17 protein-coding genes are annotated in these 15,624 nt (G+C 74.7%); 6 read left to right on the top strand and 11 right to left on the bottom strand.

Annotated features, from left to right (window positions below; translation table 11 throughout):
- The first annotated feature begins 110 nt into the window (after nt 1-110).
- The 4 genes from MOV08_RS31870 to MOV08_RS31885 all read left to right on the top strand — a co-directional run bounded on the left by MOV08_RS31870 (nt 111) and on the right by MOV08_RS31885 (nt 4,343).
- Entirely contained in the window at nt 111-1,088 is a 978-nt protein-coding gene (locus tag MOV08_RS31870) for a TetR/AcrR family transcriptional regulator C-terminal domain-containing protein (RefSeq protein WP_275309792.1), read from the top strand.
- 158 nt (nt 1,089-1,246) lie between these two features.
- The gene (locus MOV08_RS31875; RefSeq protein ID WP_275309793.1) at nt 1,247-2,020 is read left to right on the top strand and encodes an SDR family oxidoreductase; all 774 of its coding nucleotides are present in this window, start codon (nt 1,247-1,249) and stop codon (nt 2,018-2,020) included.
- Nucleotides 2,017-3,669 (top strand): class I adenylate-forming enzyme family protein, encoded by a 1,653-nt coding sequence (locus tag MOV08_RS31880; RefSeq protein WP_275309794.1) that lies wholly within the window; start codon nt 2,017-2,019, stop codon nt 3,667-3,669. Before MOV08_RS31875 ends, MOV08_RS31880 begins: the two co-directional genes overlap by 4 nt.
- A gap of 62 nt (nt 3,670-3,731) precedes the next feature.
- Entirely contained in the window at nt 3,732-4,343 is a 612-nt protein-coding gene (locus MOV08_RS31885; RefSeq protein WP_073445286.1) for a TetR/AcrR family transcriptional regulator, read from the top strand.
- A gap of 97 nt (nt 4,344-4,440) precedes the next feature.
- On the opposite strand, the gene MOV08_RS31890 is transcribed toward MOV08_RS31885, so the two are convergent.
- The 9 genes from MOV08_RS31890 to MOV08_RS31930 form a co-directional block, all read right to left on the bottom strand.
- Nucleotides 4,441-5,691, bottom strand: coding sequence for an acyl-CoA dehydrogenase family protein (locus MOV08_RS31890; RefSeq protein WP_039637751.1), 1,251 nt, complete (start codon nt 5,689-5,691; stop codon nt 4,441-4,443).
- A 7-nt stretch (nt 5,692-5,698) separates the two neighbouring features.
- Nucleotides 5,699-6,748 (bottom strand): phosphotransferase family protein, encoded by a 1,050-nt coding sequence (locus MOV08_RS31895; RefSeq protein WP_275309795.1) that lies wholly within the window; start codon nt 6,746-6,748, stop codon nt 5,699-5,701.
- Nucleotides 6,749-6,942: 194 nt separating this feature from the next.
- On the bottom strand, nt 6,943-7,899 hold the full coding sequence (locus MOV08_RS31900; RefSeq protein WP_275309796.1) for an MBL fold metallo-hydrolase: 957 nt from the start codon (nt 7,897-7,899) through the stop codon (nt 6,943-6,945).
- Between the two features lie 115 nt (nt 7,900-8,014).
- Complete coding sequence (locus MOV08_RS31905) at nt 8,015-8,371, bottom strand: DUF202 domain-containing protein (RefSeq protein ID WP_039637754.1); 357 nt, start codon at nt 8,369-8,371, stop codon at nt 8,015-8,017.
- Between the two features lie 15 nt (nt 8,372-8,386).
- Nucleotides 8,387-8,770: a YidH family protein gene (locus tag MOV08_RS31910; protein ID WP_205363732.1), complete on the bottom strand. Its 384-nt coding sequence runs from the start codon at nt 8,768-8,770 to the stop codon at nt 8,387-8,389.
- Between the two features lie 4 nt (nt 8,771-8,774).
- Nucleotides 8,775-9,326, bottom strand: a complete 552-nt coding sequence (locus MOV08_RS31915; RefSeq protein WP_275309798.1) for an NUDIX hydrolase — start codon at nt 9,324-9,326, stop codon at nt 8,775-8,777.
- A 65-nt stretch (nt 9,327-9,391) separates the two neighbouring features.
- Nucleotides 9,392-10,183, bottom strand: coding sequence for a glucose 1-dehydrogenase (locus tag MOV08_RS31920; protein WP_275309800.1), 792 nt, complete (start codon nt 10,181-10,183; stop codon nt 9,392-9,394).
- Nucleotides 10,180-10,827: a TetR/AcrR family transcriptional regulator gene (locus MOV08_RS31925; protein ID WP_275309801.1), complete on the bottom strand. Its 648-nt coding sequence runs from the start codon at nt 10,825-10,827 to the stop codon at nt 10,180-10,182. Before MOV08_RS31925 ends, MOV08_RS31920 begins: the two co-directional genes overlap by 4 nt.
- Before the next feature lie 146 nt (nt 10,828-10,973).
- Entirely contained in the window at nt 10,974-11,870 is an 897-nt protein-coding gene (locus MOV08_RS31930; RefSeq protein ID WP_275309802.1) for a DMT family transporter, read from the bottom strand.
- A 269-nt stretch (nt 11,871-12,139) separates the two neighbouring features.
- Between MOV08_RS31930 and MOV08_RS31935 the strand changes: the two genes are divergently transcribed.
- Nucleotides 12,140-12,793, top strand: coding sequence for a winged helix-turn-helix domain-containing protein (locus tag MOV08_RS31935; protein ID WP_275311956.1), 654 nt, complete (start codon nt 12,140-12,142; stop codon nt 12,791-12,793).
- Nucleotides 12,790-14,076, top strand: a complete 1,287-nt coding sequence (locus MOV08_RS31940) for an MFS transporter (protein WP_275309803.1) — start codon at nt 12,790-12,792, stop codon at nt 14,074-14,076. Before MOV08_RS31935 ends, MOV08_RS31940 begins: the two co-directional genes overlap by 4 nt.
- Before the next feature lie 140 nt (nt 14,077-14,216).
- Here the strand turns inward: MOV08_RS31940 and MOV08_RS31945 are convergent, their stop codons facing one another.
- Nucleotides 14,217-14,972, bottom strand: coding sequence for a response regulator transcription factor (locus tag MOV08_RS31945; protein WP_063777482.1), 756 nt, complete (start codon nt 14,970-14,972; stop codon nt 14,217-14,219).
- 193 nt (nt 14,973-15,165) lie between these two features.
- The gene (locus MOV08_RS31950; protein WP_039637761.1) at nt 15,166-15,573 is read right to left on the bottom strand and encodes a hypothetical protein; all 408 of its coding nucleotides are present in this window, start codon (nt 15,571-15,573) and stop codon (nt 15,166-15,168) included.
- Between the last annotated feature and the right edge of the window lie 51 nt (nt 15,574-15,624).

Consider the following 15,624-nt stretch of genomic DNA (forward strand, 5'->3'; position numbering starts at 1 on the left):
TTTCCCCTTTCTGTTCTATGTCAGATGCCGCTCCCTGGCCCTCCGCGCTGGTAGCGTCTGAACTAGTACAGATCTGGTGGGCGCGAAAAAAATCCCGAGGAGTCGACCGCATGGCCGCACAGACCCATCCGCCGTACCGGCGCATCGCCGACGAGATCGCCCGGCGCATCGCCGACGGCACGCTCGCCCCGGGCGACCGCGTGCCCTCGACGCGCCGGATCGCCCGCGAATGGGGCGTCGCGCTCGCCACCGCCACCAAGGCCCTCACCACGCTGCGCCTGGAGGGGCTGGTCGAGGCCCGCCCCCGGGTCGGCACCGTGGTGGCGGCCCGCGACCGGGCGGCGTCGACGGAGCACCGCGCCCCCACCACGCGCCGGACGCCGTCCACGGCCCTGCCCGATCGCTACCTGAGCCGCGAACGGATCGTCCGGGCCGCCGTGGACCTCGCGGACGCCGAGGGGCTGGCCGCGGTGTCCATGCGCAGCGTCGCCGCCAGGCTCGGCGTCGCCGCCATGTCCCCGTACCGCCACGTCACCGGCAAGGACGACCTGGTGCTGCTGATGGCGGACGCGGCGTTCGGCGAGGAGACCTATCCGGCCCCGCCGCCGGAGGGCTGGCGGGCCCGGCTGGAACTCGGCGCGCGCACCCTGTGGACGATCTACCGCCGGCATCCCTGGCTCGCCCAGGTCGGCTCCCTCACCCGCCCCCTGATGCTGCCGTCCCTGATGGTCCACGCGGAATGGGCGCTCTCCGCCCTCGACGGCCACGGCCTCGCACCGGAGACCATGCTCGACCTGCACGTCCTGTTCTACAGCTACATCCAGGGGATCGCGGTGCACCTGGAGCGGGAGGCCCAGGCCGAGGCCGCCACCGGACTGTCCGAGGACCAGTGGATGGACCGGCAGGCCCTCGCCTTCCAAACGATCACCGCGTCGACCCGCTACCCCGTCTTCACCAGGCTCACCAGCAGCTTCGCGGACGGTTACGAGCTCGACCTGGACGCGCTGTTCGCCTTCGGCCTCACGCCGCTCCTGGACGGCATCGCCCTCCTCATCGCGGACCCGCCGTCCGGCCGCGCGCCCTCGTGACCGGGAGCGCTCGCCTGTCCCCACCGGCCGACCGCTACTCCGCAATCCCGGCAGTGACGGAAAACAGAGGCTTCCGCTGGGACATACCGACTGGTTAGTCTGCCCCTGCCGGTGAGCCGGTGGAGCCGGTGGAGTCAGCCGACCGAGGGAGACGCAGCGTGGCAGTCGTACGGGACAAGGCCGTTGTCGTGACCGGAGCGGGCGGGGGGATCGGCGCCGCGCTGGCCCGCCGGTTCGCCGCCGAGGGCGCCCGGGTCGTGGTGAACGACCTGGACGAGGCCAAGGCCCGCAGAACCGCGGAGGAGATCGGGGCGGTCGCCGTCCCCGGCGACGCCTCCGCCGCCGTCGGCCCGGCCCGCGAGGCGCTCGGCGGCGCCATCGACGTCTTCTGCGCCAATGCCGGCGTCGGCACCGGCGGCGGTCCCGAAGCGCCCGAGGACGACTGGGCGCTGGCCTGGGACGTCAACGTGATGGCCCACGTGCGGGCCGCCCGCGCGCTGCTGCCGGAATGGCTGGCGCGCGGCAGCGGCCGGTTCGTCTCCACGGTGTCCGCCGCCGGCCTGCTCACCATGGTCGCCGCCGCCCCCTACAGCGTCACCAAGCACGGCGCCTACGCCTTCGCCGAGTGGCTGTCGCTGACCTACCGCCACCGCGGCATCGACGTGCACGCCATCTGCCCGCAGGGCGTGCGGACCGACATGCTCGCCGCCACCGGCATCGCCGGCGACCTCGTCCTGACCCCCACCGCCATCGAGCCGGACGCCGTCGCCGACGCCCTCTTCTCGGCCATGGAGGCGGGCCGCTTCCTGGTCCTGCCGCACCCCGAGGTGGGCGACTACTACACCGCCCGCGCCACCGACCCGGACCGCTGGCTGGCCGGGATGAACCACCTCCAGCAGAAACTGGAGGCACGCGAGGGGGAGGCCCGGTGACCACCTACCAGGACAAGCCGTGGCTGGCCCTGCTCACCGACGCCCAGCGCGCCCCCGTCCAGCCGCCGCCCTCGCCGCTGCACGCCTTCCGCGCCGCGGTCCGCCGCGCCCCCGACCGCACCGCGCTCGCCTACTTCGACGGCCGGATCGACTACGCCGAGGCCGACGCGCTCTCCGACGGCCTCGCCGGCCACCTCGCCGCCCGTGGGCTCCGGCCCGGCGACCGCGCCGCGGTCATGCTCCAGAACACCCCGCACTTCGTGCTCGCGGTGCTCGCCGTCTGGAAGGCCGGCGGTGTGGTCGTCCCCGTCAACCCCATGTACAAGGCGGCGGAGATCCGGCACATCCTCGACGACGCGGAGGTCACCGCCGTCCTCTGCGCGGACCGCACCTGGGCCGGCTTCCTGCGCGCCACCGCCGCCGAGGCCGGCTCCGTCCGGATCGCGGTCACCGCCGACGAACGCGGACTCCAGACCCGCGACGACGTCCGGGTGCTGCGCGACGAACCGGCCGGCCCCCAGGACGGCGCCGACGACCTGCTCACCGCCGCCCGGACCGGCGGAGGGGCGCCCACCGTCCCCGAGCCCGCCGCCGCCGACATCGCACTCATCAGCTACACCTCCGGCACCAGCGGCGCGCCCAAGGGCGCCACCAACACCCACGGCAACATCAGCTACAACGCCGAACGGATGCGCACCGGCCTCGAACTCGCCGAGGGCGCCACCTACTTCGCGCTCGCCCCGCTCTTCCACATCACCGGCATGGTCTGCGAACTGGCCACCTGCCTCGCCAACGCCGGCACCCTGGCCCTGGCCTACCGCTTCGAGGCCGGCACCGTCCTGGACGCCTTCCTGGAGCACCGCCCGGCCTTCACCGTCGGCCCGGCCACCGCCTACATGGCACTGATGGCCCACCCGTCGGCCACCCCAGGGCACTTCACCTCCTTCCGGACCGTGAGCTCCGGCGGCGCGCCGCTGCCGCCGGCCCTGGTCGAGAAGTTCCGCACCGCCTTCGGCCCGCACATCCACAACGGCTACGGCCTGACCGAGTGCACCGCGCCCTGCGCCACCGTCCCGCCCGGCAGACAGGCGCCGGTCGACAAGGTCTCCGGCACCCTCGCGGTCGGCGTCCCCGGCCCGGACACCGTGGTGCGGATCATCGACGAGGCCGGCCGCGATCTGCCGTTCGGCGAGCAGGGCGAGATAGCGGTCCGCGGCCCCCAGGTCGTGCCCGGCTACTGGCGCCGCCCGGACGCCACCGCCGAGGCCGTCCCGGACGGCGAACTGCGCACCGGCGACATCGGCTTCATGGACCGCGACGGCTGGCTGTACGTCGTCGACCGCAAGAAGGACATGATCAACGCGTCCGGCTTCAAGGTGTGGCCCCGCGAGGTCGAGGACGTCCTCTACACCCATCCCGCGGTGCGCGAGGCGGCCGTCGTCGGGGTGCCCGACCCCTACCGCGGGGAGACCGTCAAGGCGTACGTCAGCCTGCGCCCCGGCGCCTCCCCCGACCCCGCCGAGCTGGCCGCCTACTGCAAGGAACGGCTCGCGGCGTACAAATATCCCCGAGTGGTGGAGATCCTGCCGGAGCTTCCCAAGACCACGAGTGGCAAGATCCTTCGACGGGAGTTGCGCCGGCGCGCATGACGGCAGGGCGGTCGGCGCGCACGACGGACGCATGTGAGGAACGTAAGGAACGGGTGAGGGCGATGGCCGGCATCAAGGACGGCACCAGCAACGGCAACGGCACCACGAAGCCCGTCGCGCAGCGACTGCTGGCCACCGCCACCAGGCTCTTCGCGGAGCAGGGCTACGACCGCACCTCGGTCCAGGAGATCGTGGACACGGCGGGCGTCACCAAGGGCGCCCTCTACCACTACTTCGGCTCCAAGGAGGATCTGCTCCACGAGGTCTACGGCCGGGTGCTGCGGCTCCAGCAGGAGCGGCTGGACCGCTTCGCGGACGCCGACGCGCCGGTGGAGCAGCGGCTGCGGGACGCCGCCGCCGACGTGGTGGTCACCACCATCGAGAACCTCGACGACACCAAGATCTTCTTCCGCTCGATGCACCATCTGAGCCCGGAGAAGGACAAGCAGGTGCGGGCCGAGCGGCGCCGCTACCACGAGCGGTTCCGGGCGCTGATCGAGGAGGGGCAGCGCACCGGCGTGTTCACCGCCGACGTCCCCGCCGACCTGGTCGTCGACTACCACTTCGGCTCGGTGCACCACCTGGGCACCTGGTACCGCGAGGACGGCCCCCTGAGCCCGCAGCAGGTCGCCGACCACTTGGCCGGACTCCTGCTGCGGGCCCTGCGGCCCTAGCGGGAATACCCCGCCCCTCCACCCCCGTTGAGGCCCCGCAGGGGGCGCGCCCGACCCCTACGGGGAGTGTTCGACCGCCCCCTACGGCCCCCGCGCCCTACAGGTAGCGCTTGATCTCGCGCCGTGCCAGCGACCGCTGGTGCACCTCGTCGGGGCCGTCCGCCAGTTGGAGCGTACGGGCGCCGGCCCACAGCTCCGCCAGCGGGAAGTCCTGGCTGACCCCGCCCGCGCCGTGCAGCTGGACCGCCTTGTCGAGGATGCCCACGACCGTCCGCGGCGTGGCGATCTTGATGGCCTGGATCTCGGTGTGCGCGCCCTTGTTGCCGACGGTGTCCATCAGCCAGGCGGTCTTCAGCACCAGCAGCCGCAGCTGCTCCACCGCCACCCGGGCGTCCGCGATCCACTCCTGGACCACGCCCTGCTGCGCCAGCGGCTTGCCGAACGCCGTACGGGCCACCGCCCGCCGGCACATCAGCTCGATCGCCCGCTCGGCCATCCCGATCAGCCGCATGCAGTGGTGGATCCGGCCCGGCCCCAGCCGCGCCTGCGCGATGCCGAAGCCGCCGCCCTCCTCGCCGATCAGGTTGCCGACCGGCACCCGGACGTCCTCGAAGAGCACCTCCGCGTGCCCGCCGTGGTAGTGGTCCTCGTAGCCGTAGACCTGCATCGCGCGCTTGACCGTCAGTCCGGGGGTGTCCCGCGGCACCAGCACCATCGACTGCTGGCGGCGGAGGTCCGGGCCATCCGGGTCGGTCTTGCCCATCACGATGAAGATCTCGCACAGCGGGTTCATCGCGCCGGAGATGTACCACTTGCGGCCGTTGATGACGTAGCTTCCCCCGCTCTCGGCTCCGCTCGAGCGGGAGGTGCCCCCATCGTCCCGCACGATCCGGGTCTCGATGTTGGTGGCGTCCGACGAGGCCACCTCCGGCTCGGTCATCGCGAACGCCGAGCGGATCTCACCCGCCAGCAGCGGCTCCAGCCACCGCTTCTTCTGTTCGGCGTCGCCGAACTGCGCCAGCACCTCCATGTTGCCGGTGTCCGGCGCCGCGCAGTTCAGCGCGGTCGGCGCCAACTGCGGGCTGCGGCCGGTGATCTCGGCCAGCGGCGCGTACTGGAGGTTGGTCAGCCCCGCGCCGTGCTCCTCGTCCGGCAGGAACAGGTTCCACAGGCCCTGCCGACGGGCCTCGGCCTTGAGCTCCTCCACCACCGGCGGGGTGTCCCACGGCGAGGCCAGCGCGGCCCGCTGCTCCTCCACGATCCGTTCGGCCGGGTACACGTGCGCGGTCATGAACGCTTCGAGCTTCGCGCGCAGTTCTTCGGTGCGGGCGTCGAATGCGAAGTCCATCGGTGCCTCAGCCTTCCTTGAGAGTGGTCAGTCCGCGGTCGATGAAGACGGGCACCAGCTCGCCGATCCGGTCGAAGCCCGCGCCGACCGTCTGGCCGAGCGTGTAGCGGTAGTGGATCCCTTCGAGGATCACCGCGAGCTTGAACCACGCGAACGCGGTGTACCAGGCGATCCGCGAGGTGTCCCGGCCCGAGCGCTCGGCGTAGCGCGCGATCAGCTCCTCCGGGCTGGGGTGCCCCGGTGCGCCGCTGGTGGTGCTGACCGGCGACTTCGGCAGCCCGAGGTCGGTGCAGTACATCGCCAGCAGCCCGAGGTCGGTCAGCGGGTCGCCGAGCGTGGACATCTCCCAGTCCAGTACGGCGGTGATGGTGTCGTCGGCGCCGACCAGGACGTTGTCCAGCCGGTAGTCGCCGTGCACGACGGTCGGCGCGGGGGAGGGGGGCAGCTCCCGGCCCAGCGCCTCGTGGAGCGCGTCGATGCCGGGCAGTGCGCGGTTCTTGGAGGCCGCCAACTGCTTTCCCCAGCGCCGGAGTTGGCGCTCCAGGAAGCCGTCCGGGCGCCCGAAGTCGGCCAGTCCGGCCGCCTCCGGCTCCACCGCGTGCAGCGCCACCAGCGTGTCGACCAGCGACAGCACCACCGCCCGGGTCCGCTCCGGGCCCAGCGGAACCAGCTGCTCCGTGGTCCGGTACGGGGTGCCCGCCACCAGCTCCATCACGTAGAACGGCGCGCCGACGACGGTCTCGTCCTCGCACAGCAGCAGCGTCTGTGGCACCGGCACGGCGGTGTCGTGCAGGGCGCTGATCACCCGGTGCTCGCGGCGCATGTCGTGCGCGGTGGCCAGCACATGGCCGAGCGGCGGGCGGCGGACGACCCAGGAGTCGGTGCCGTCGGTGACCCGGTAGGTGAGGTTGGACCGTCCGCCCTCGATGAGCTGCGCGCGCAGCGGGCCGGAGACCAGGCCCGGACGCTCCCGGTCCAGATGCTCCCGCAGGCGCTCCGGATCGAGGCCGGGCGGCGCCTCCCCGGCGGCCGACGGGGGCGGTGTGCCGTTGCTCATCGTGCTTCCTCCGTACGGAGTGGACGGTTGGCGGTCCGGGGCCGGCGGGCCCGTTCCGCCCGATCATGCCGACTAGTCGGTATGGAGTCCAGTGCTCCGTCGTGGGGCGTCGGTCACCCGACGCATTTCCGCCACCGGGCCCGGCGCGCGGGCGCGGGCGGGGGGCGACCGCCGGCGCCCCGGCCGGCCCCCGCTCAGGCGTGACAGGCCGGCAGCACCCCGCCGTTCAGCTCCGCCATCGCCCCGAACCCGGCCGCCGCGTCCAGCGGCGCACCCGGCGCCGCGCCCGCCAACTCGGCGTAGGCCCGCAGCAGGTTGGCCACCAGCCGCTCGCTCTCCGCCAGTCCCCCGAACGCCCCCGGGTCCGCTTCCCGGGCCACCTCCAACGGCGTCCGCCCGGCCGCGCGGCCCTCCCGCGCCAACTCCCCGACGTACCGCAGATACCGCTCGACCTCGTCGTAGACCTCCGGCCCGGCCACCGGGCCGTGCCCCGGCACGACCGTCTCGGCGCCGAGCGACCGCAGCAGCTCGATCGCCCGCAGCGACCCGCTCAGCGAGCCCATCAGGAGGAACGGCGTGCCCCCGTGGAAGATCAGGTCTCCGGTGAAGACCACCCGCTGCCGCGGCAGCCAGACGATGGTGTCGCCGGGCGTGTGCGCCGGCCCGGGGTGGATCAGCCGCACCTCGCACTCCCCGACGTGCACGGTCAGGCGGTCCTCGAAGGTCACCTCCGGCGGGGTCAGTCGGATGTCGCCGTACGTCACCTCGGGCCACACCGCGTGCAGCTGGTAGCCGGCGGCCAGCACCTCCCGCCGGCAGGCCGCGTGCCCGATGATCGTCGCCTCCGGTGCGAACACGCCGTTGCCGTAGGTGTGGTCGCCGTGGTGGTGGGTGTTGACGAGGGTGCGCGGCGCGGGGGCGCCGCTCTCCGCGATCCGGCGGCGCAGCAGCCGCGCCCGGCGCTCGGTGGCGGCGGTGTCCACGACCAGGGTGGCGGTGCCGTCGGTGACGAACCCCGCGTTGTTCAGGCACCAGCCGCCGTCCGGCTGGACGAACGCGTGGACGCCCGGGGCGAGTTCGGTGAGGTAGGGCTCGGCGACGGCGGCGGTGCCGTTCGCGTCGGCCCCCGCGGCCTGCTGATGGTCCGTCATGTTCCGCTCCCGGGGGATGGGTCGGTCGGTCCGTGCGGATACCGCGGCCGGCCGCCGGATCCCGGAGCCGGGCCGGTGCCGCGCGGGCCCGCTCACCGTACCGCCGTCCGCGATCTCACCGCCCCGGTAGCAGCAGCGCCGCGCCGCCCGCCGCCAGTCCGACCGTGCAACCGGCCACCAGCAGGGCCAGCCGCGCCGGCAGGGCCGCCGGCCGCCCGGCCGCCATCGTCCGCATCCGCAGGTCCGCGGCGACCGCGAACGCCACCCACACCAGCGCCACCAGCGCCGCCAAGGTCACCTCGACCGGGCCCGGGGCCCCGCTGCGCAGTACCTGCCGGCCGGCCAGCACCGCCACCACCGCGGCCGACAGCACCGTCCGCCGCCAGGCCAGCCGGGTCCGCTCCGGCTGGAGCCCCGGGTCCCGGTCGGCCGTCGGCCGCGGCGCCCGGCCGCCCCCCTGGGGCGCGCCCATCGCTTCCCCCACCCGCTAGTTCGTCCAGCCGATCAGCGTCAGCACGACCACCGCCACCGCCAGCAGCCCGACGCACAGCGCCAGCACGGCCGGGAAGCGGGAGAGCGGCAGGTCCTCGCCGCGTCGCATCGCCCGCTCGCAGCGCACCCAGTGGTTGACCGCGCGCAGCGCGCACAGTGCCCCGCCCACCAGCAGGACGACGGTGAAGGCGAGCCGCAGGCTGCCGTGCAACCGCGGCAGGAACTGGTCCACCGCGAAGCCCCCGCCGACCAGCGCCAGCCCGGTGCGCAGCCAGGCGAGGAAGGTCCGCTCGTTGGCGAGCGAGAACCGGTAGTCGGGGGTGGTGCCCTCCTCACGCACCCGCCCCGGGGAGAACCACAGGCGTATGCCCTGACCCATCGGCTCAGCCCTCCCCGGCCGCCCGCCGGGCCGTCAGCTCCCGGTACGCGGCCAGCCCGTCCGGGGTCCACGGCCACACGTCCAGCTGCCGGGCCAGCTCCTCCTCGGGCAGGAAGGCGTGCCAGTCGATCTCCGTCTCCTGGGGCGCCACCGGAAGCGTGCAGCGCACCTGGTAGACCGCCGACCACCAGGTGTGTTCGGGCGTCTCGTACAGGAAGCGGAAGAGCGGCTCCGGACGCGGCAGCCCGGACACCCCGAGCTCCTCCTCGGCCTCCCGCAGCGCCGCCTGGTCATAGCTCTCGCCGGTGCCCACCACACCGCCCACGAACATGTCGTAGTGCGAGGGGAACACCAGCTTCCGGGGCGTCCGCCGGTGCACGAAGATCCGGTCCTCGGCGTCCCGGACCAGGACGAACGCGCACCGGGTGCGCAGCCGGCGGGCGTACGCCACCGCCCGCGGGGCCTGCCCCACGACCCGGTCCTGCTCGTCGACGACATCGAGGACTTCGTCCGCGTTGAGCGGCTCCTGCGCGGTGCGCGGTCGCTGATCGGTCATGGGGCCATCGAACCACCCGTGGCGGCGCGCGGACCTGCCGGGGACGCCGCCACCGCGTCTTCGGCTCACTGCCCCATGACGTACTTCACGGTCGGCCCGGTGGTCCAGCCGCCGTCCACCGCCAGCTCGGCGCCGGTGATGTACGAGGCGGCGTCGGAGAGCAGGAAGACCACCGCGCCGGCGATCTCGTGCGCCTCGCCGACCCGGGCCATCGGCGTGTTGGGGTACTTGCCCTCGCCGACCTCGATGCCGACCCGGGCGGTCATCGGGGTGTAGGTCATCCCGGGGTGCACGGAGTTCACCCGGACCCGCGCGGTGCCCCACTCCACCGCGCCGATCTTGGTCAGGCCGCGGACGCCCCACTTCGACGCGCCGTAGCCCCCGGTCATCGCCAGGCCCATCAGCCCGGCCGCCGACGAGATGTTCACGATCGAGCCGGCGCCGCGCTCCTTCATGGCCGGCAGCACGGTCTTCATCCCGATGAAGACGCCGGTGAGGTTGACGTCCAGGACCTTGCGGAAGAAGTCGGTGGAGAGCGTCTCCAGGGGCGCGCCGGTCGATATCCCGGCGTTGTTCACCAGCCCGTCGATCCCGCCGAACTCCGCCACCGCGAAGTCCGCGACCCGCTGCCAGTCCTCCTCGGAGGTGACGTCGTGGGCCAGGAAGCGGGCCCGTTCGCCGAGCCGCTCCGCGGTCGCCGCGCCCTCCTCCTGGAGGACGTCGGTGAGGACGACGTGGGCGCCGGCCGCGACGGCCTGCTCGGCGGCCGCGGCACCCAGCCCGCGGGCCGCACCGGTGAGGACGACGGTCTTGCCGGTCAGGTCCGCGGCCGGGGCCGCCGGGGTGGACTCGCTCATGGGAACTCCTTCGGTTCGGGGGCGGCGGCGAGCAGGAACGCCGTCGTCGTCCCGGTGAGGTCGGCGAGAAACAGCTCCTCGCCCGTCAGGGGTGCGGCACCGTCGAGGTAGTGCCGGGCCCGGTCGGCCAGCGCCGCGCCGATCAGCGTCAGCGCCAGGTCCAGCCGCTCCAGCCGCACCGGCTCCGCCAGCCCGGCGGCGGCCAGCGCCGCCGCCACCCGGCAGATCAGCCGCCAGTAGGCGGTCCCGGCGAGCGTGGGGTGCGGGACCCCGGTACGGACCCCGCTCTCGTGGCTGAGCTGCGCGGAGATCCGCAGACAGCGCCGCCCGCGGTCGGTGCGCAGCTCGGTGGCCTCCGCCGTGACCAGGAGCCCGATCAGCTCCCGGAGCGCCGGTTCGCCGGCCTCCGCCGCGGTCAGCGGCGGCGCCAGGGCCGCCTCCGTACGGGCCAGCCGGCCGGCCATCACGGCGTCCAGTAGTCCGGCCCGGGAGCCGAAGTGGTACTGCACCGCCGAGGGATTGCTCTGGCCGGCGAGCGCCACGATGTCGCGCAGCTGGGCGCCGTCCACGCCTTGCGCCGCGAAGACCTCTTCGGCGGCGCGGATCAACTTCTCCCGGGTCTCGGGGCCTGATGTCCTGGGCATGCGCCGATTCTAATGTCGAACATTAATAAACGGGGAAGGGGGTGGTGGTGTGTCGGTCGGCGCGCGGTGCGGCTCGCGCGGTGCGGACGGTGTGGCGCGACTGCGCGCGCAGGACGGGGCGCGGCAGGGGACCTTGCGGACACGCCCTAGCGGGGCTGGAGCTCCCGCGAGGAGTCGGTCGCCCCGGCTCCCGGCGGCATCGCCGGATGGCTGCCGATCAGTACGATTCCCGCCACCACCGCGGCGATCCCGGCCGACTGGAAGGCCAGTGCCCCGGGCGTCACCCGCAGCTGGTCGCCGAGGAAGCCCACCCCGCAGGCGATGCCCGCCAGCGGCTGGGCGGCGGTCAGCGCGGGCAGCGACATCCGCAGCGGCGCCGACTCGAAGGCGCTCTGCACCATCACCAGCGCCAGCACCCCGAGCACCACGATCGCGTACGGGTGCCAGCTCGTCAGCAGCGCGCGCCAGCCGCCCGCGCCGAACCGCAGGCCGCTGATCCGGGTCAGCGCGTCCTGCAGTCCGTACAGCAGCCCGGCCGCCACCCCCAGCAGTGCGGCCTCCAGGCTCACATGCACCCGTTCCCGCTTGGCGATCGCCGCCAGCAGCAGGGCGGCGGACAGCACCCCGCCCATGATCAACCACTGGGCCAGCTGCCCCACCTCGCTGTTGCGCCCGCCGTGCGGCTGCCCGGCCACGATGAACGCGGTCACCCCGCCCGCCAGCAGCCACAGGCCGGCCCAGCCGCTGCGGCCCAGTCGCTGCCGGGAGAGCCGGCGCGCCAGCGCCATCGCGAACAGCAGGTTGGTCGCCATCAGCGGTTCGACCAGGGTGATGTCGCCCATGCCCAGCGCCACCGCGCCCAGCGCCATCCCCGTCACCATCAGCACGATTCCGGCCACCCAGCGGGGCATCCGCACCAGGTCCAGCAGCAGCCGGAAGGAGAGGTAGTCCTGCGGCGGGGCGTGCTGCGCCGCGATCTGCTGGAGGACGAACCCGGTGCCCAGACAGCAAGCCGCGGCAAGGGCGAGCAGGATCACCGTCACGTCGCACACCTCGTATCGCGCGGGGCGGGGGATGCGCCCGAGGATAGTCAGCCACGGTGGCCGAAACGCGGCCGTCGGCCCCGCCATTCTCGCGCGCACCCGTCTGTACCACCGACCACCGGCCGTTGCGGGCAACGGCCCCCGCCCACCGCCGTTTGCGGAGAACTCTTTGCAGAGACACCTATGCAGAGAAGTCTCTGCATCCCTACGCTGAGGCCATGACGACCCACGACGAGGGGCCGCGCGCCGCGCCGCGCCCCACCCGCCGGATGGACGCCCGCAGTCTGCGCGGCCTCGCCCACCCGCTGCGGATGCGCATCCTGGAGCTGCTGACCCTCGACGGCCCGGACACCGCCACCGGGCTCTCCCGGCGGCTCGGCGAGAACACCGGCACGGTCAGCTGGCACCTGCGCCAGCTCGCCGCACACGACTTCATCGAGGAGGAGACCGGCCGCGGCACCAGGCGCGAGCGCTGGTGGCGGGCGGTCGCGGTCTCCCACCAGCTCAACACCACGGACTTCCGCGACGATCCGGACGCCCGCGGCCCGCTCTCGGTCTACGTCCACGAACTCGTCCAGCAGCACTTCCACCAGGTCGTCGGCTACCTCGCCGAGGACTGGGGCCCGGAGTGGCGCGACGCCGGCGCCATCGCGCAGTGGCACGACCTGCGGCTGACGCCCGATCAGTTGGCGGCGCTGAACAAGGAGGTGGAGGACGTCGTCGACCGGCACCGGGCCGCCGCGCGGGCCGCGGCGGCCGAGCGGGCGTCCGCGGCCCCCGGCGCGAGTGCCGCGCGGCCCGTCATCGTCCAGCTCCAGTCCTTCCCCCGGACGTCGCGGGCGGACCGCTCGGCGCGGTCGGACGCCGCCGCGCACCCGGACCGCGCCGACCGCACGGACGACGCCGGGCGGACCTGGCGGTGAGCGGCCTGCTCCGTCGCCACCGCGACTTCCGGCTGCTGTGGTGCGGGGAGACCGCGGGCAAGTTCGGCACCGCGGTCACCGGGGTGGCGATGCCGCTGACCGCGGTCGCCGCACTGCGCGCCGACACCTTCGCGGTCGGCCTGCTGAGCGCCTGCGGCTGGCTGCCCTGGCTGCTGATCGGGCTGCCGGTCGGGGTCTGGGTGGACCGCACCCGCCGCCGGCCCCTGATGCTGGGCGCCGCCGGGCTCTCCCTGGTGGTCTTCGCCGCCGTCCCGGTCCTCGCCTGGTGCGGCGGGCTCGGCCTCGGCCTGCTGGGCGGCGCGGCCCTGCTGAGCGGCGCCGCCGCGGTGGTCTTCCAGACCGCCTACAGCGCCTACCTCCCCGGCCTGCTCGCCCCCGCCGACCAGAGCGAGGGCAACGCCACACTGCACGGCAGCGCCTCCGCGGCGCAGCTCGTCGGGCAGGGCGGGGGCGGCTTCCTGGTCCAACTCGTCGGCGCCGCCAACGGATTGCTCGCCACCGCGGCCACCTTCCTGGTGTCGCTGCTCTGCCTGCTCGGCATCCGGTACCGCGAACCGCGCCCGGACCGCACGGGGGAGCGCACCCGGCGGTCCCTGCGCGCCGAGGTCGCCGAGGGGCTGCGGCTGGTCTCCGGCGACGTCTGGCTCCGCACCCTGACGCTCTTCGGCGCCGCCTCCAACCTCGCCCTGATGGGGTACCAGTCGATCCTGCCGGTCTTCCTGGTCCGCACCGCCGGGCTGTCGCCGGGCACCGTCGGCACCCTGCTGGCGGTGGCCGGCACCGGCGGGATCGCGGGCGCCCTCGCGGTCCGCCGGGCCGCCGCCCGGATCGGCACCGCCCGCGCCACCCTGCTCTTCGAACTCGGCCTGCCCGCCGCGGCGTTGCTCATCCCGCTCACCACCTCCGGGCCCGGCGTCGTCCTGTACGCCGTCGGCGGCTTCGGGGTCAGCGCGGGAGTGGTCGGCGGCAACATCCTCAAGGCGAGCTTCCAGCAGGCGTACTGCCCGCCGGCGCTGCTCGGCCGGGTGACCGCCAGCGCCGCCTTCCTCAACTACGGCACCCTGCCGCTGGGCGCCCTGCTCGGCGGCGCGCTCGGCGCGGCGCTCGGCGTCCGCACGGCCCTGTGGATCACCACCGCGGGCGTCCCGCTCGCCGCCCTGATCCTGCTGGCCTCGCCGATCCGTACGGCCCGCGACCTGCCCTCCCGCCGTGCGGCCGAAGGCGTCGACGCGCCCGACGGCGACCGCCTCGCGCGGCCCTGAGCCGCCGCACTACCCGCCGGGCTCGCCGGGTGCACCGGCTGTACCGGCCACACCGGATGCACTACAGCCGGGATCCCGCGGCCGGTCGGGCCGACCCCGTCATGCGGCCCGGTCGTCCGACGGCCCGGTCACCCGGCCCGTCACCCGGCCCACGGCCGGTCCCGGAGGCCGCCCGGCGCGGCATCGGCCGCCCCGCCCACCGGCACCGTCTCCCCGGCGGGTGCGCCCGCGCCCGCCGGGACCGCCTCGCCGCCCCCGGCGCCGAAGCGGTAGCCGGACCCCCACACCTCCGTCAGCGGACCCGGCGCGCCCGGACCCGCCGCCAGTTCCGTCCGCAGCCGCGCCAGCAGCGCCGCCACCGCCGACAGATCGCCGAAGTCCCGCCCCCAGACCCGCCGGAGCAACTGCTCCCGGGAGAAGACCCGCCCCGGGTGCCGCATCAGGAACACCAGCAGCGCGAACTCGTCCGCCGTCAGGGAGAGTTCCCGACCGGCCCGCACCGCCCGCCCGGTCCCGGGATCGGCGGTCAGGTCCCCGGCCCGCAGGACGGGCGCGGCCTCGGCGCCCGTCGCCGCACGCCCGGCCCGGCGCAGCGCCTCGGCCACCCGCGCCACCAGCTGCGGCGCCCCCGCGCGGCCCGCCGCCGCTCCCGCCGCCCCGCCACCCGCGGGCAACGACACCACGGGGACCGGCGCCCGAGCGCCGCTGCGCAGCCGGCGGCGCAGCCCCAGACCATGGATCCCCGGCAGCGCCGGATCGAGCACGACGACGTGCGGATGGAAGTCCGCGGCCAGTTCGAGGGCGGTGAAGCCGTCGGTGGCGTACGCGGTGGTGTGGCCGGCGCGGGCCAGGGCCGCGGTGGCGGCCGTGGCGACGGCCGGGTCGTCCGCGACCACCAGGACACGGTGCGGCGGCCCCGGTGCCGGATCCGGGGGAGCGGGCGGTACTGCCCGGCGCACCGTTCAGCCCGCCGTTCCCGGAAGGCGCGTCCGGCGGCGCGCCGTCAGGAGGGACCGCATACCTCCAGCCAACACCCGTCGGCCCGCCGCCGCGCGCCGAGGCCGGGTCCCGCCCGGCCGGGGCTCCCCGCTACTTCTCCAGCTGCTCCCGCACCCGCCGGGACACCGTCAGCGCGTACAGGTCCAGCACGCCGGGCGGCTCCGCCAGGCCCGGCCCGCCGGCCCGCACCCAGGCGGCGATGTCCGCCAGCGCGTCGTCGTCGTTGACCAGCCCCAGCCACACCGGCCGCCCGCCCGCGGCCCGCCCGGCCGCCGAGGGCTGCACCACGACCACGTTCGCCTGGTCGCAGACGTCCAGGCACTCCGAGGCGCGGACCGGCGCCGCCCCGTCGAGCGCGGCCCGCAGCCGCGGTATCTGCCCGGTGTGGTCGACCCCCGGGATCTTCGCCGCGTCACCGCAGCAGCAGCCGCGGCAGACGGTCACCCGGCACTGTTGCGCGGTGGCCCGCTCCGCCCGCCCGGCACGCTTTTCGATCATCAGGCCATGCTACGTGCCGCCGCCGCGCCGCCCGCCGGCTCCCGGCCACCC

The organism is Streptomyces yunnanensis (assembly GCF_029011865.1).
GTDB classification, from domain to species: Bacteria; Actinomycetota; Actinomycetes; order Streptomycetales; family Streptomycetaceae; genus Streptomyces; species Streptomyces yunnanensis.

Bases quoted from the DNA above. Each gene is read 5' to 3' on its own strand.
- MOV08_RS31870 (WP_275309792.1), top strand. From the start codon at position 111: ATGGCCGCACAGACCCATCCGCCGTACCGGCGCATCGCCGACGAGATC.
- MOV08_RS31885 (WP_073445286.1), top strand. From the start codon at position 3,732: ATGGCCGGCATCAAGGACGGCACCAGCAACGGCAACGGCACCACGAAG.
- MOV08_RS31890 (WP_039637751.1), bottom strand. From the start codon at position 5,691: ATGGACTTCGCATTCGACGCCCGCACCGAAGAACTGCGCGCGAAGCTC.
- MOV08_RS31895 (WP_275309795.1), bottom strand. From the start codon at position 6,748: ATGAGCAACGGCACACCGCCCCCGTCGGCCGCCGGGGAGGCGCCGCCC.
- MOV08_RS31900 (WP_275309796.1), bottom strand. From the start codon at position 7,899: ATGACGGACCATCAGCAGGCCGCGGGGGCCGACGCGAACGGCACCGCC.
- MOV08_RS31905 (WP_039637754.1), bottom strand. From the start codon at position 8,371: ATGGGCGCGCCCCAGGGGGGCGGCCGGGCGCCGCGGCCGACGGCCGAC.
- MOV08_RS31910 (WP_205363732.1), bottom strand. From the start codon at position 8,770: ATGGGTCAGGGCATACGCCTGTGGTTCTCCCCGGGGCGGGTGCGTGAG.
- MOV08_RS31915 (WP_275309798.1), bottom strand. From the start codon at position 9,326: ATGACCGATCAGCGACCGCGCACCGCGCAGGAGCCGCTCAACGCGGAC.
- MOV08_RS31920 (WP_275309800.1), bottom strand. From the start codon at position 10,183: ATGAGCGAGTCCACCCCGGCGGCCCCGGCCGCGGACCTGACCGGCAAG.
- MOV08_RS31925 (WP_275309801.1), bottom strand. From the start codon at position 10,827: ATGCCCAGGACATCAGGCCCCGAGACCCGGGAGAAGTTGATCCGCGCC.
- MOV08_RS31935 (WP_275311956.1), top strand. From the start codon at position 12,140: ATGGACGCCCGCAGTCTGCGCGGCCTCGCCCACCCGCTGCGGATGCGC.
- MOV08_RS31950 (WP_039637761.1), bottom strand. From the start codon at position 15,573: ATGATCGAAAAGCGTGCCGGGCGGGCGGAGCGGGCCACCGCGCAACAG.